This is a genomic window from Acinetobacter sp. FY731 (assembly GCF_059515905.1).
On record NZ_JCAKNB010000002.1, the window covers coordinates 75,291 to 88,185 of the forward strand.

23 protein-coding genes and 1 pseudogene are annotated in these 12,895 nt (G+C 42.1%); 1 reads left to right on the forward strand and 23 read right to left on the reverse strand.

Going from position 1 to position 12,895, the window contains the following annotated elements:
• Positions 1 to 10: 10 nt before the first annotated feature.
• The 23 genes and pseudogenes from secY to AC5YC8_RS02590 all read right to left on the reverse strand — a co-directional run bounded on the left by secY (position 11) and on the right by AC5YC8_RS02590 (position 11,517).
• The gene (gene secY, locus AC5YC8_RS02480; RefSeq protein WP_496163638.1) at positions 11 to 1,330 is read right to left on the reverse strand and encodes a preprotein translocase subunit SecY; all 1,320 of its coding nucleotides are present in this window, start codon (positions 1,328 to 1,330) and stop codon (positions 11 to 13) included.
• 45 nt (positions 1,331 to 1,375) lie between these two features.
• On the reverse strand, positions 1,376 to 1,816 hold the full coding sequence (gene rplO / locus AC5YC8_RS02485; RefSeq protein ID WP_496118295.1) for a 50S ribosomal protein L15: 441 nt from the start codon (positions 1,814 to 1,816) through the stop codon (positions 1,376 to 1,378).
• Positions 1,817 to 1,819: 3 nt separating this feature from the next.
• Positions 1,820 to 1,996 carry a 50S ribosomal protein L30 gene (gene rpmD, locus AC5YC8_RS02490; RefSeq protein WP_004691302.1) on the reverse strand — a complete coding sequence of 59 codons (177 nt, stop codon included), beginning with the start codon at positions 1,994 to 1,996 and terminating at the stop codon, positions 1,820 to 1,822.
• 6 nt (positions 1,997 to 2,002) lie between these two features.
• Entirely contained in the window at positions 2,003 to 2,500 is a 498-nt protein-coding gene (rpsE, locus tag AC5YC8_RS02495; RefSeq protein ID WP_154771865.1) for a 30S ribosomal protein S5, read from the reverse strand.
• A gap of 2 nt (positions 2,501 to 2,502) precedes the next feature.
• On the reverse strand, positions 2,503 to 2,853 hold the full coding sequence (gene rplR / locus AC5YC8_RS02500) for a 50S ribosomal protein L18 (RefSeq protein ID WP_152874603.1): 351 nt from the start codon (positions 2,851 to 2,853) through the stop codon (positions 2,503 to 2,505).
• A 14-nt stretch (positions 2,854 to 2,867) separates the two neighbouring features.
• A complete protein-coding gene (rplF, locus tag AC5YC8_RS02505) occupies positions 2,868 to 3,401 on the reverse strand; it encodes a 50S ribosomal protein L6 (RefSeq protein WP_496118298.1) in 534 nt (177 codons plus the stop codon).
• Between the two features lie 13 nt (positions 3,402 to 3,414).
• Positions 3,415 to 3,810 (reverse strand): 30S ribosomal protein S8, encoded by a 396-nt coding sequence (rpsH, locus tag AC5YC8_RS02510; protein WP_496118300.1) that lies wholly within the window; start codon positions 3,808 to 3,810, stop codon positions 3,415 to 3,417.
• Between the two features lie 12 nt (positions 3,811 to 3,822).
• Positions 3,823 to 4,128, reverse strand: coding sequence for a 30S ribosomal protein S14 (rpsN, locus tag AC5YC8_RS02515; protein WP_120373538.1), 306 nt, complete (start codon positions 4,126 to 4,128; stop codon positions 3,823 to 3,825).
• Positions 4,129 to 4,137: 9 nt separating this feature from the next.
• A complete protein-coding gene (rplE, locus tag AC5YC8_RS02520) occupies positions 4,138 to 4,674 on the reverse strand; it encodes a 50S ribosomal protein L5 (RefSeq protein ID WP_154771862.1) in 537 nt (178 codons plus the stop codon).
• A gap of 15 nt (positions 4,675 to 4,689) precedes the next feature.
• Positions 4,690 to 5,007: a 50S ribosomal protein L24 gene (gene rplX / locus AC5YC8_RS02525; protein WP_154771861.1), complete on the reverse strand. Its 318-nt coding sequence runs from the start codon at positions 5,005 to 5,007 to the stop codon at positions 4,690 to 4,692.
• Positions 5,008 to 5,016: 9 nt separating this feature from the next.
• Positions 5,017 to 5,385 carry a 50S ribosomal protein L14 gene (rplN, locus tag AC5YC8_RS02530; protein WP_067762909.1) on the reverse strand — a complete coding sequence of 123 codons (369 nt, stop codon included), beginning with the start codon at positions 5,383 to 5,385 and terminating at the stop codon, positions 5,017 to 5,019.
• Between the two features lie 91 nt (positions 5,386 to 5,476).
• Positions 5,477 to 5,734: a 30S ribosomal protein S17 gene (gene rpsQ / locus AC5YC8_RS02535; protein ID WP_496118304.1), complete on the reverse strand. Its 258-nt coding sequence runs from the start codon at positions 5,732 to 5,734 to the stop codon at positions 5,477 to 5,479.
• Positions 5,731 to 5,928, reverse strand: coding sequence for a 50S ribosomal protein L29 (rpmC, locus tag AC5YC8_RS02540; protein ID WP_004825188.1), 198 nt, complete (start codon positions 5,926 to 5,928; stop codon positions 5,731 to 5,733). The genes rpsQ and rpmC overlap by 4 nt, the downstream gene beginning before the upstream one ends.
• The gene (gene rplP / locus AC5YC8_RS02545) at positions 5,928 to 6,341 is read right to left on the reverse strand and encodes a 50S ribosomal protein L16 (RefSeq protein ID WP_067669331.1); all 414 of its coding nucleotides are present in this window, start codon (positions 6,339 to 6,341) and stop codon (positions 5,928 to 5,930) included. The genes rpmC and rplP overlap by 1 nt, the downstream gene beginning before the upstream one ends.
• Positions 6,281 to 7,097: pseudogene (gene rpsC / locus AC5YC8_RS02550) on the reverse strand (30S ribosomal protein S3). The gene rplP and the pseudogene rpsC overlap by 61 nt, the downstream one beginning before the upstream one ends.
• 1 nt (position 7,098) lies before the next feature.
• The gene (gene rplV / locus AC5YC8_RS02555) at positions 7,099 to 7,428 is read right to left on the reverse strand and encodes a 50S ribosomal protein L22 (RefSeq protein ID WP_067762914.1); all 330 of its coding nucleotides are present in this window, start codon (positions 7,426 to 7,428) and stop codon (positions 7,099 to 7,101) included.
• A 9-nt stretch (positions 7,429 to 7,437) separates the two neighbouring features.
• Positions 7,438 to 7,713, reverse strand: a complete 276-nt coding sequence (rpsS, locus tag AC5YC8_RS02560; RefSeq protein ID WP_004281508.1) for a 30S ribosomal protein S19 — start codon at positions 7,711 to 7,713, stop codon at positions 7,438 to 7,440.
• A 19-nt stretch (positions 7,714 to 7,732) separates the two neighbouring features.
• Positions 7,733 to 8,557, reverse strand: a complete 825-nt coding sequence (gene rplB, locus AC5YC8_RS02565; protein WP_154771858.1) for a 50S ribosomal protein L2 — start codon at positions 8,555 to 8,557, stop codon at positions 7,733 to 7,735.
• 11 nt (positions 8,558 to 8,568) lie between these two features.
• Positions 8,569 to 8,889, reverse strand: a complete 321-nt coding sequence (gene rplW / locus AC5YC8_RS02570; RefSeq protein ID WP_154771857.1) for a 50S ribosomal protein L23 — start codon at positions 8,887 to 8,889, stop codon at positions 8,569 to 8,571.
• Positions 8,886 to 9,488, reverse strand: coding sequence for a 50S ribosomal protein L4 (gene rplD / locus AC5YC8_RS02575; RefSeq protein WP_496118308.1), 603 nt, complete (start codon positions 9,486 to 9,488; stop codon positions 8,886 to 8,888). Before rplD ends, rplW begins: the two co-directional genes overlap by 4 nt.
• Positions 9,489 to 9,499: 11 nt before the next feature.
• Positions 9,500 to 10,138, reverse strand: coding sequence for a 50S ribosomal protein L3 (gene rplC / locus AC5YC8_RS02580; protein ID WP_496118310.1), 639 nt, complete (start codon positions 10,136 to 10,138; stop codon positions 9,500 to 9,502).
• A gap of 62 nt (positions 10,139 to 10,200) precedes the next feature.
• Positions 10,201 to 10,512, reverse strand: a complete 312-nt coding sequence (gene rpsJ / locus AC5YC8_RS02585; RefSeq protein WP_000070912.1) for a 30S ribosomal protein S10 — start codon at positions 10,510 to 10,512, stop codon at positions 10,201 to 10,203.
• A gap of 267 nt (positions 10,513 to 10,779) precedes the next feature.
• Positions 10,780 to 11,517 carry a type 1 glutamine amidotransferase gene (locus AC5YC8_RS02590; RefSeq protein WP_496118318.1) on the reverse strand — a complete coding sequence of 246 codons (738 nt, stop codon included), beginning with the start codon at positions 11,515 to 11,517 and terminating at the stop codon, positions 10,780 to 10,782.
• A 161-nt stretch (positions 11,518 to 11,678) separates the two neighbouring features.
• Between AC5YC8_RS02590 and AC5YC8_RS02595 the strand changes: the two genes are divergently transcribed.
• Positions 11,679 to 12,872, forward strand: a complete 1,194-nt coding sequence (locus AC5YC8_RS02595; RefSeq protein WP_496163433.1) for a PLP-dependent transferase — start codon at positions 11,679 to 11,681, stop codon at positions 12,870 to 12,872.
• The last annotated feature ends 23 nt before the right edge of the window (positions 12,873 to 12,895 follow it).

Here is a 12,895-nt window from a genome sequence, read left to right on the forward strand (position 1 = left end):
CTAAGTGCGCTTATCCCTTAGGATGAGCAGTCGTTTTTCTCATTAATGTCTGATTATCATATTGGTGAGAAGTAAGATGGGCTTGAAGCTGAGCCATAAAGTCCATCACAACGACTACTACAATTAACAAAGAAGTACCACCTAAATGGAAAGGGATACCAAATGAACTTTGTAAAATCATCGGCATTAAGCAGATGACTGTAATGTAGATTGCACCAATAAAAGTCAAACGATTAAGAATATGATCTAAGTAACGAGCAGTTTGCTCACCTGGGCGTATACCAGGTACATAAGCTCCGCTGCGTTTCAAGTTCTCTGCAACTTCTTTAGGGCTAAATTGTAAAGCCGTATAAAAATAACAGAAAAAGATAATTAACGCACCAAAGAGCACCAAATACAACGGTTGTCCAGGCGACAGAACTAATGCTAATTCTTGTAAGCCACGCTTAATAAAACCAGCGTTTGCATCAGAACTTCCTACCCATTGTCCTAAGCTCGCAGGGAACAATAACAATGAGCTTGCAAAGATTGCAGGAATAACACCAGCCATATTAATTTTTAATGGCAAATGTGTCTGTTGCGCTGTAAATACACGACGTCCCTGTTGTTTCTGTGCGTAGTTTACTGGAATACGACGTTGCGCTTTCTCAATAAATACAATTGCAGCAAGTACACCTAATGATATAAGTGCAAATACAGCCAAACCAATCAAAGTCATTTGACCGTTTTCAACAGAAGTGAACGATTGCAGAACCATATTTGGTAACCCTGCAACAATACCAGCGAAGATGATCATGGAAATACCATTACCAACACCACGCTCAGTAATCTGCTCACCCAACCACATAAGGAACATTGTGCCAGCAACTAACGATGTTATTGCTGGTACATAGAATGCCAATCCATTAGTCAAAGTAATACCTTGACTAATAAGACCTGCACACATACCTGTAGCCTGCACAAAAGCAAGCAACAACGTACCTTGACGTGTGTACTGATTTATTTTGCGTTTACCTTGCTCGCCTTCTTTTTTCAAAGCTTCAAGCGAAGGTACTACCGTAGACATTAACTGCACAATAATCGATGCAGAAATATACGGCATAATGCCTAATGCAAGAATAGACATTCGCTCTAATGCACCACCTGAGAACGTGTTAAACAAACCAAGGATAGTACCTTGGTTTGCATTAAAAAGGTTCTCAAGGGCAGCATTATTGATACCCGGTACTGGAATATGCGCTCCTAGTCGAAAAACCAACAAAGCACCAATGAGGAACATCATTCGGCGAATAATTTCACGATATTTCACATGAAATGGTTGACCTTTCATCATGTTTACATGACCTGAAGAACTAGGAGTCATAGACACTGGGGATTACTCCTCGACTTTACCGCCAGCAGCTTCAAGAGCAGCTTTAGCGCCTTTAGTCAATGCAACACCTTGTACAGTGAAAGCACGAGTAATTTCACCAGAAAGTACGATACGTGCACGAATCATGTCTTTACGAACAACATTCGCCGCTTTTAAAGTTTCAAGTGAAACGATATCACCTTCAACTTTAGAAAGCTCAGATAAACGTACTTCAGCAGTTTTCAAAGCGATTTGGCTAGTGAAACCGAATTTAGGTAAACGACGATACAACGCAGTTTGACCACCTTCAAATCCAGCACGTACACCGCCACCAGAGCGTGAAGTTTGACCTTTCACACCACGGCCACCGGTTTTACCAACACCAGAACCAATACCACGACCTTTACGCAAATTGTCGCGTTTTGCACCTTCTGCAGGCGCAAGTTCATTTAAACGCAGAGTCATGGCTTACTCCTCTACACTAACCATATAGTAGACTTGGTTGATCATACCACGGTTAGAAGGCGTATCTTGCACTTCTACAGTATGACCAATACGACGCAGACCTAAACCTTGCAAGCTAAGCTTGTGATTTTTCAAGCGATGAGCTGAAGATTTAGTCTGGGTAACTTTAATCGTTTTCATGATTGATTACCCTTGAATTTGTGCTACTGTCAAACCACGTTTCGCAGCGACTTTCTCAGGAGAAGTCATATCACGCAAACCGTTAAAAGTTGCGTTTACTACGTTAGCAGCATTGGTAGAGCCATAACATTTAGTCAATACGTTACGTACGCCAACAGCTTCTAAAACTGCACGCATAGCGCCACCAGCAATTACACCAGTACCTTCAGAAGCAGGTTGCATGTAAACGCGGCTTGCACCGTGACGAGCATTGATAGGATGCTGAACAGTACCATCAACTAGATCAACTGTAATCATGTTGCGACGAGCAGCTTCTAGTGCTTTAGAAATAGCAGCTGGAACTTCACGTGCTTTACCACGACCAAAACCTACACGACCATTACCATCACCCACAACAGTTAATGCTGTGAAAGAGAAGATACGACCACCCTTAACAACTTTGGCTACACGATCAACGGCAACCAGCTTTTCAACAAGACCTTCGTTTTGTTCAACTTTAGCCATGATTAGAACTCCAAACCGTTTTCACGAGCAGCATCAGCCAAGGCTTTGATACGACCATGATATTTAAAACCAGAACGGTCAAATGCAACTTTAGTTACACCAGCAGCTTTCGCACGCTCTGCAATTAAAGCACCAACTTGTTGGGCTGCATTTACGTTACCAGTTGTACCAGCACGTAGAGTAGCATCTAAAGTAGAAGCTTGAGCTAATACTTTGCCACCATCTGCTGAGATAACTTGAGCATAGATGTGACGCGGAGTGCGGTTTACACACAAACGAGTCGCACCCAATGCACGAATGTGCAAGCGTGTGCTTTTCGCACGACGCAAACGGGATTGTTTCTTTTCGTTCATAAGAACCTCGCGCCTTATTTCTTCTTAGCTTCTTTACGAAGTACAACTTCGTCAGAATAACGAACACCTTTACCTTTATAAGGCTCAGGAGGACGGTAACCACGAATCTCAGCAGCTACTTGACCTAAAGCTGCTTTATCAGCAGATTTAAGAACAATTTCAGTAGCAGTTGGAGTTTCTGCAGTCACACCTTCAGGAAGGTTGTAATCGATCGGGTGAGAGAAACCAAGGTTAAGGTTAATAACATTACCTTTAACCGCAGCTTTATAACCAACACCGATAAGTTGCAACTTACGTTCGAAACCTTCGCTAACACCTTTAACAAGGTTGTTAAGCACAGCGCGAGCAGTACCAGCTTGCATCCAAGAATCTTTAGATTCTTTAACTGGAGCAACAACTAGAGTACCGTCTTCCTGTTTAAGCTCGACCAGCGCATGCAGGTTGAAAGACAATGTACCTTTGCTGCCTTTCACTTCGACCTGCCGGCCGTTCTGAGTAACTGTTACACCGTTAGGCACAGTTACTGGGGCTTTAGCCACACGAGACATGAGGAATCACCTATTAAGAAACAAAAGCAATAACTTCACCACCGATACCTGCAGCACGTGCAGCGCGATCAGTCATGATGCCTTTGCTTGTAGAAACAATTGCAATACCCAAACCTTGCTTAACGCTAGGAAGTGCATCTTTACCGCGGTATTGGCGAAGACCTGGACGGCTTACGCGCTTAACAGTATCGATAACTGGCTTGCCTTCGAAATATTTTAAAGTCAAAGTAAGTGTTGCTTTGCCTTCAGCATCAGCAACAGCTACGTCTGCAATGTAACCTTCTTGTTGAAGAACATTAGCAATCGCAACTTTTAACTTTGAGTTTGGCATAGAAACAGTTTGTTTCTTAGCCATTTGTGCGTTACGAACACGTGTTAACATGTCGGCAACGGTATCTTGCATACTCATTTATAGTGCTCCTTACCAGCTTGCCTTAACAACGCCCGGCACATCACCTTGCATTACTGTATCACGTAATTTGTTACGGCTTAGACCGAACTTACGGAAGTAACCATGAGGACGACCAGTTAAACCACAGCGGTTACGTAGACGTACTGGAGACGCATTACGTGGTAATGCTTGAAATTTCATCATCGCTTCGAAACGTTCTTCGTCTGATGCATTTACGTTTGCGATAATTGCTTTTAATTCAGCACGTTTCGCAGCGTATTTAGCAACAGTAGCTTCGCGTTTCAATTCGCGATTAATCATACCTTTCTTAGCCATATCGACCTCTTATTTGAACGGGAAGCCGAATGCACGCATAAGCGCACGGCCTTCGTCATCAGTGCGAGCAGTCGTAGTGATGGTAATATCCATACCACGAATACGGTCAATCTTATCAAAATCGATTTCAGGGAACATGATTTGTTCCTTAAGACCCATTGAGTAGTTACCACGACCGTCGAATGATTTCGCAGAGAAACCACGGAAGTCACGGATACGAGGGATCGCGATAGAGATCAAACGGTCTAAGAATTCGTACATACGTTCGCCGCGTAAAGTAACTTTACAACCAATCGGCCAACCATCACGGATTTTGAAACCAGCGATTGATTTGCGAGCTAATGTAAGAACTGGTTTTTGACCAGCAATAGCTTGCATGTCAGCTAAAGCGCCATCTAACAATTTCTTGTCAGCTGAAGCTGCACCAACACCCATGTTAATGGTAATTTTAGTAATGCGTGGAATATCCATCACATTCTTAAGAGCTAAAGTTTCTTGTAACTGAGCCTTAAGTTCGTCGTTATAACGTGTTTTAAGTCTGGCCATAGCCTTTTCAACCTATTACTTCGCTACCGCCACTGATTCACCATTTGATTTGTAAACGCGAGTTTTCGCGCCATCAATCACTTGGTAACCAACACGGTCAGCCTTTTGGGTTGTAGCATTAAAAATTGCCACGTTAGAGATATGAAGCGAAGCTTCTTGTGTAACTACAGCGCCTTCAGCACCTGTTGCACGGTTAGGCTTTTGATGCTTCTTAACCAAGTTCAAGCCTTCAACTAGAACACGGTCATTTGAAACAGACAAAACAGAACCCTGTTTGCCTTTTTCTTTACCTGCGATCACAATTACTTGATCGCCCTTTTTAATCTTAGCCATGATCGCCTCTTATAGTACTTCAGGAGCCAATGAAATAATTTTCATGAACTGTTCAGTACGAAGTTCACGAGTCACTGGTCCGAAAATACGAGTTGCAATCGGCGCTTTGTTCGTATTTAAGATAACAGCAGCGTTATCATCAAAACGGATTACAGAACCGTCTGGACGACGGATGCCGAACTTAGTACGAACAACTACAGCATTCATCACGTCGCCTTTTTTAACACGACCACGTGGAATAGCTTCTTTTACAGTAACTTTAATAATGTCGCCAACAGAAGCATAACGACGATGTGAACCACCTAGTACTTTAATACATTGTACGCGGCGAGCACCACTGTTGTCTGCTACGTCTAGCATACTTTCGGTTTGAATCATTGCCCTACTCCAAAACCGAGCATCACCGGTCGCAAATTCGAAAGGCTCAAAGAGTACTCGAATTTGACCGATGATGCAACAAGAACGTTAATTACTCAGCTGCAGCTTCAATAACTTCAACTAAAGTCCATGACTTAGTTTTAGACATTGGGCGGCATTCTTTGATGGTTACAACGTCGCCAAGTTTAGCTGTGTTGCTCTCATCATGAGCGTGTAATTTTGTTGAACGGCGGATTAATTTGCCATACAACGGGTGTTGAACGCGGCGTTCGATAAGAACAACGATAGATTTGTCCATCTTGTCGCTTACTACTTTGCCTGTTAACGTGCGAACTGTTTGCTCACTCATTGTGCGTTCCCCTGTTTTTCGGTAAGGAGGGTCTTGATACGAGCAATTGTCTTACGAGTAAGCGCAACTTCGTGCGATTTACCCAATTGACCAGTTGCTTTCGCCATACGAAGACGGAATTGGTTCAACTGTTGCTCATCAAGCAAAGCTGTCAATTCTTCTACCGACTTTTCACGTAGATCTTTAGTTTTCATTACATTACCGTCCGAGTCACGATAGTGGTTTTAAACGGAAGTTTAGCAGCTGCAAGCGTGAACGCTTCGCGAGCCAATTCTTCGTTAACACCATCAATTTCGTACAAGACTTTACCTGGTTTGATTTGGCAAACCCAGTATTCCACAGAACCTTTACCTTTACCCATACGAACTTCTAATGGTTTTTCAGTAATTGGCTTGTCTGGGAAAACACGGATAAAGATCTTACCACCACGTTTAATACGACGGCTGATTGTACGACGCGCTGCTTCAATTTGACGCGCAGTCATTTGACCACGTTCAATTGATTTAAGTGCAATTGTACCGAAAGATACAGTGCTACCGCGATGTGCTAAACCAGTGTTACGGCCTTTTTGCACTTTGCGGAATTTAGTACGTTTAGGTTGCAACATGGATTATTCTCCTTTTTCAGCAGAACGATCATTGCGACGACCACGACGCTCTTGACCTTCACCACGACCGCGACCGCGTTTAGCTGGACGTTCTTCAGCAGGAGCAGGGTTCATGACTTGTTTCATGCCACCTAAAATCTCACCACGGAATACCCAAACTTTAACACCGATCGTACCGTAAGTAGTCTCAGCACGAACTGATGAGTAATCAATGTCAGCACGTAGAGTATGCAAAGGTACACGACCTTCACGATACCATTCTGTACGAGCAATCTCAGCACCGCCTAAACGACCTGAAACTTCAACTTTGATACCTTTAGCACCAGCACGCATAGAGTTTTGTACCGCACGCTTCATAGCACGACGGAACATAACACGCTTTTCTAATTGTGAAGCAATACCTTCAGCAACTAAACGAGCATCTAAATCTGGACGGTCGATTTCGTTGATACTTACTTGCGCAGGAACACCCATAATAGATGTTAATTCGCGTTGTAATTTCTCAATATCTTCGCCTTTTTTACCGATAACGATACCAGGACGTGCAGTGCTAATAGTAATTTTAGCAGCGCCCGTAGGACGTTCGATAAGAATATTGCTAATCATTGCATTCTTAAGTTTTTTGTTCAAAAACTCACGAACTTGCAAATCTTTAAGCAAGTATTCAGCGTATTGTTTCGGACTCGCATACCAATTAGCGTTATGACGTTTCACAACACCTAGGCGGATACCGATTGGATGAACCTTCTGACCCATATCAAACCCCTACCTTAACGGTAATGTGACAAGTACGCTTAGTAATACGATCTGCACGGCCTTTAGCACGTGGCAAAATACGCTTAAGGCTAGTGCCTTCATCAACGTAAATCGTAGAAACTTTAAGATCGTCAACATCTAAACTGTTATTGTGTTCAGCGTTTGCGATTGCAGATTCCAATGCTTTTTTAACTAAAACTGCAGCTTTTTTGTTGCTGAAGTTTAAGATATTAAGCGCGTGAGCAACTGATTTGCCACGGATTAAATCTGCAACTAAACGTGTTTTTTGTGCCGAGATAGCGGCACCGCGTAATTTAGCAGTAACTTCCATCATAGCACCTTAACGTTTAGACTTCTTGTCAACACCGTGACCACGATAGGTACGAGTTGGCGCGAATTCACCGAGTTTATGACCAACCATGTGTTCAGATACAATCACTGGAACATGGTTACGACCATTATGGACAGAAATTGTTAAACCAACAAAATCTGGGAGGATCATCGAACGACGCGACCAAGTTTTGATCGGCTTACGGTTATTAGCCGCGATAGCCGCTTCAACCTTAGCGAACAAGTGCGCATCGACGAATGGGCCTTTTTTCAGAGAACGAGGCATTGTCAGATTCCTTTACTTGTTACTTAACGCGACGGTCGCGAATGATCATCTTAGTCGTACGCTTATTGGTACGTGTTTTGTACCCTTTAGCTTTTTGACCCCATGGGCTTACAGGTTGAATACCTTTGTTACGCCCTTCACCACCACCATGTGGATGGTCAACTGGGTTCATCGCCATACCACGAACGGTAGGACGAACACCACGCCAGCGTGATGCACCAGCTTTACCTAGTGAACGTAAGTTGCTTTCTTGGTTAGAAACTTCACCAAGAACTGCACGACATTCAACGTGTACTTTACGCATTTCGCCTGAACGTAAGCGAATGATTGCGTAAGAACCGTCACGACCCAACAATTGAGCAGAAGTACCAGCAGAACGTACTAATTGTGCGCCTTTACCGATTTTAAGCTCGATGTTGTGAAGAGTAGAACCGATTGGCATGTTGCGAAGTGGCAAGCAGTTACCTGGACGAATTGGAGCATCGTTACCAGACTGTACTTGATCACCAGCGCGAAGGCCTTTAGGTGCAATAATATAACGACGCTCACCGTCAGCATACAATACAAGTGCAATGTGTGCAGTACGGTTAGGATCGTATTCAATACGTTCAACTACAGCAGGAATGCCATCTTTGTTACGTTTAAAGTCAACAAGACGGTAGTGCTGCTTATGACCGCCACCAACGTGACGAGTCGTAATGTGACCGTTATTGTTACGACCACCAGTACGTTTTTTAGCTTCAACCAACGGAGAGTAAGGAGCACCTTTATGTAGATGGCTGTGAACAACCTTCTCTACAAAGCGGCGTCCTGGTGACGTTGGCTTACATTTTTGAATAGGCATAATTCTCGTCCTTATTCCGCTGCGCTTTCAGCGGTATCGCCCAAGTCAGCCATTTCAACATCTTGGCCAGCTTTCAGGGTGACGTATGCTTTTTTAACATCAGAACGACGTCCTAATGTTTTACCAAAGCGTTTAGTCTTACCTTTAGTGATAGTCGTGTTAACTTTAACAACTTCCACACCAAACAATTGTTCTACTGCTTTTTTGATTTCAAGTTTGTTAGCGCCTAAAGCAACTTTAAAAACTTGAACACCAGCAGTTTCACCTAAAACTTGTGCTTTTTCTGAAAATACAGGTCCTTGTAGGACTTGATATAAACGTTCGTTGTTCATCCTAGTTCTACCTCAATTTTCTTAGCAGCAGCAACAGACATAACAACTTTATCGAACGCGATCAAGCTAACAGGATCAATTGCAGTAGCATCAACCACATCTACATGTGGAATGTTGCGAGCAGCAAGATACAAGTTTTCATCAACAGCATCAGTAACGATTAATGCACGAGTTGCATTCAAGTCGTTAAGTTTTGCAAGCAATTCTTTAGTTTTTGGAGCTGCAACAGCAAACTCTTCAACCAATACCAAGCGATCTTGACGAACAAGTTCAGCTAGGATGCATTGCATTGCACCGCGGTACATTTTACGGTTAACTTTTTGAGACCAATCTTGTGGACGAGCAGCAAAAGTTTTACCACCACCAACCCAGATTGGGCTACGGATAGAACCAGCACGTGCACGGCCAGTACCTTTTTGACGGAAAGGTTTTTTACCACCGCCAGATACTTCGCCACGTGATTTCTGAGCTTTCGAACCTTGACGACCACCAGCTAAATAAGCTGTAACAACTTGGTGTACAAGAGCTTCGTTAAATTCACGACCGAAAGCAACTTCAGATAATTCAACAGCAGAGCCGGAAACAGTATTTAAATTCACGTTATTTCCCCTCAGGCCTTGATCGTAGGACGAACAGTTACGTCGCCACCAGTAGCACCAGGAATCGCGCCTTTAACAACTAGAACAGAACGTTCAGCGTCAATAGCAACAATTTCAAGACCCTGTGTAGTTACGCGTTCAGCACCTAAATGGCCAGCCATTTTTTTGCCTTTGAATACGCGACCAGGAGTCTGGTTTTGACCTGTAGAACCTAAAACACGGTGAGAAAGTGAGTTACCGTGAGTAGCGTCTTGAGTACGGAAGTTCCAACGCTTAACACCACCTTGGAAACCTTTACCTTTAGACTGACCAGTTACGTCAACAATTTGACCAACTGTGAACAAGTCAACAGTAAGCGTACCACCAACTTCACGACCTTCAAGTTCAGCTTCTGAAACGCGGAATTCTTGAACTAAACGACCAGCAGCAACACCAGCTTTCGCAAAGTGACCTTTCTGAGCGTTAGTTACGCGAGATTCGCGACGTTCACCAGTAGTGATTTGAATCGCTTGATAACCATCAGTTTCAAGCGTTTTGATTTGAGTGATGCGGTTAGGATCAACCTCAATCACTGTTACAGGTACAGAAACACCAGCATCTGTAAAGATACGTGTCATACCGCACTTGCGACCGACTAAACCAATAGCCATGTGCATAAACCTCTAAAAAAGCGGCCTAATTAACTTATAGAACGTTAATTAACCCGAAAGCCTTAACCCAATGCGATCTGAACATCAACACCAGCTGCAAGATCCAACTTCATCAACGCATCTACAGTTTTATCTGTAGGTTGAACGATGTCGATCAAACGCTTGTAAGTACGGATTTCGTACTGGTCACGTGCATCTTTGTTTACGTGTGGTGATGTTAAAACGTTAAAACGTTCGATACGTGTAGGCATCGGAATTGGACCACAAACTTGTGCACCAGTACGTTTTGCTGTTTCTACGATTTCTTGAGCTGATTGATCAATTAAACGGTGATCAAAAGACTTAAGACGGATACGAATTCTCTGGTTAGACATACCAGTTAACTCCAAGCCAAAATATATAAAGAATCACCCTTGACGCATCTCCCCCCCACAAATGTAAGGCAAGTGTCAAAGGCAGTGAAAATCACTAAGGTCATGATCGATGCCACGACTGTCACGATATTAGCTAACTTATTTGTAGCTAACCCCTTTCATTAAAGGGTCGCTCATTATAACGATTGTTTATTGCATAAGCAAACCTATTTTACTTTTTATCTTAAATATCCCCGCTTTTAGCCTGTTTATTTTGTAAACACTTTTCTAATACACTGATCTTCTTAAAACATATTCAATTGCATTCTTTAATACAAAATTTCCTTCACTAAACTTTTCCTTTGGTGTTTTCTTTAAATTCAATTCAGATTGCACATATTTACCTGCAAATTTAGATAGCTCATCTTCATCTTCAAGAAATAAGGTTAGTGCTTCTGGTGTCATTTCTGGATGAAACTGAAAGCCAAGCACATTCTTGCCTATTTGGTACATCTGATTTCGACAAGCATTGTTTTCTGCTAAATGCACTGCTCCTTTAGGTATTTCAAATGTTTCACTATGCCACTGCATTACATTGAATGTATGTGGCAACTCAAAACATTCTTTAGGTACATTTTGAACTTTATTAACCACACTCCACCCCAGCTCTTGCTCTGAGTTTCTACTAACAGCAGCACCCAGCGCATTTGCAATCAACTGCCCGCCTAAACACAACCCCAAAGCTGGTTTACCCAATGACAGGTATCTTCTTAGCCATCTTTTTTCTACTTTTAACCATGGGAAATTTGCTTCATCATTCACACTCATAGTCCCTCCCATAATAATCAATAGGTCTACCTCTTCTACTGTAGGTAATGCCTCGATATCTAAAGGACGATCTAAAGGTAAAGCAAAAAACTCTGTTGCTGTTATTTGTGCATTAAGCTTTTTTAAATGCTCATAACAACTCCCGAACCCTTCGCCAGCAATATGCTGAAAATAATGTACTTTTAACTGCGACTTCATGCGCGATAACCTAATTGTTGTTGCTCTAATTTTAGTTTTGCAAAAAGGAAGCCAACTTTTATTTATTTGTCAGTTTTTAACAGAATTACGTAATTCTGTAGCATGAATTGCTTATTTTCTCTTAAGCTAGTTTCATTACGGACAGATCACGAGACTTTCAAGTGAAAAAAAATCAACAAACACAGCTTATCCATGCACCAAGAAAAGCCCCCCAACTTATAAATACGATTCAACCTCCCCTATATCGAGCATCCACTATTATTTTTAAGAATACAGATGCCTTATTTAATCGTCATTGGACAGATAACTACGACTACAGCTACGGTACTCACGGCACACCAACGACTTTTACCTTAGGCGATAACATTGCCCAGATTGAAGGCGGGATTTATTCACTTCTTGCACCAAGTGGATTATCTGCTATCAATTTAGTGAACTCATGCTTTTTATCTCAAGGAGATGAGGTTTGGGTAGCTGATAATATTTATGGTCCGAACATGGAACATTTACAGAACCTTTCATCTCGTTATGGGATTATCGTAAAAGTCTACAACCCTATTGATGCCTCATCTTTTCAACCAACAGAAAAAGCAAAACTCTTATGGCTAGAGGCCGCTGGTTCAGTCACTTTAGAATTCCCCGATTTAGTCAATCTTGTAAAAAAAGCAAAACAACTCAATATTCTTACCGCTATTGATAATACTTGGGGTGCAGGTTTAGCCTTTAACGCTTTTGATTTTAGCAGTGAGCATTTAAGTATTGATATTACAGTTCACGCACTCACGAAATATCCAAGTGGTGGTGGTGACATTTTGATGGGTTCAGTAGTAACGCGTAACCAAAAGCTACACCATCAGTTGTATCGTATGCATGCAATTCAAGGGATTAGCATTTCAGGAGATGATGTAGCACAAATTCAACGTAGCTTATCTTCTATGCAACTCCGCTATGAACATCAATCTCAAAGCACAATTACGCTATTAAACTGGTTAAAACAGCAAAAAGAATTTATACAAGTTTTACATCCAAGTGATGAAGAATCACCTGGTCACGCATATTGGAAAGAAGTGTGTACAGACGGTCATAGCGCAGGTTTAGTGAGTGTCATTTTAGACCCTAAATACACACTTGAAGATGTTCGTAAATTCTGTGATGCTCTTACATTATTTAAGCTTGGCTTTAGCTGGGGCGGCCCAATCAGCCTTGTTATGCTATACAACTTGAATGAGATGCGTACTTTAGAACATACTCATATAAAACAAGGATTACTGGTTCGTTTTTGTATAGGACTAGAACACCCTGAAGATTTAATACAAGATATACAAAATGCAATTCAAACCTTAAATAAATCATAAATTACAATGAAATAGGAATAAAT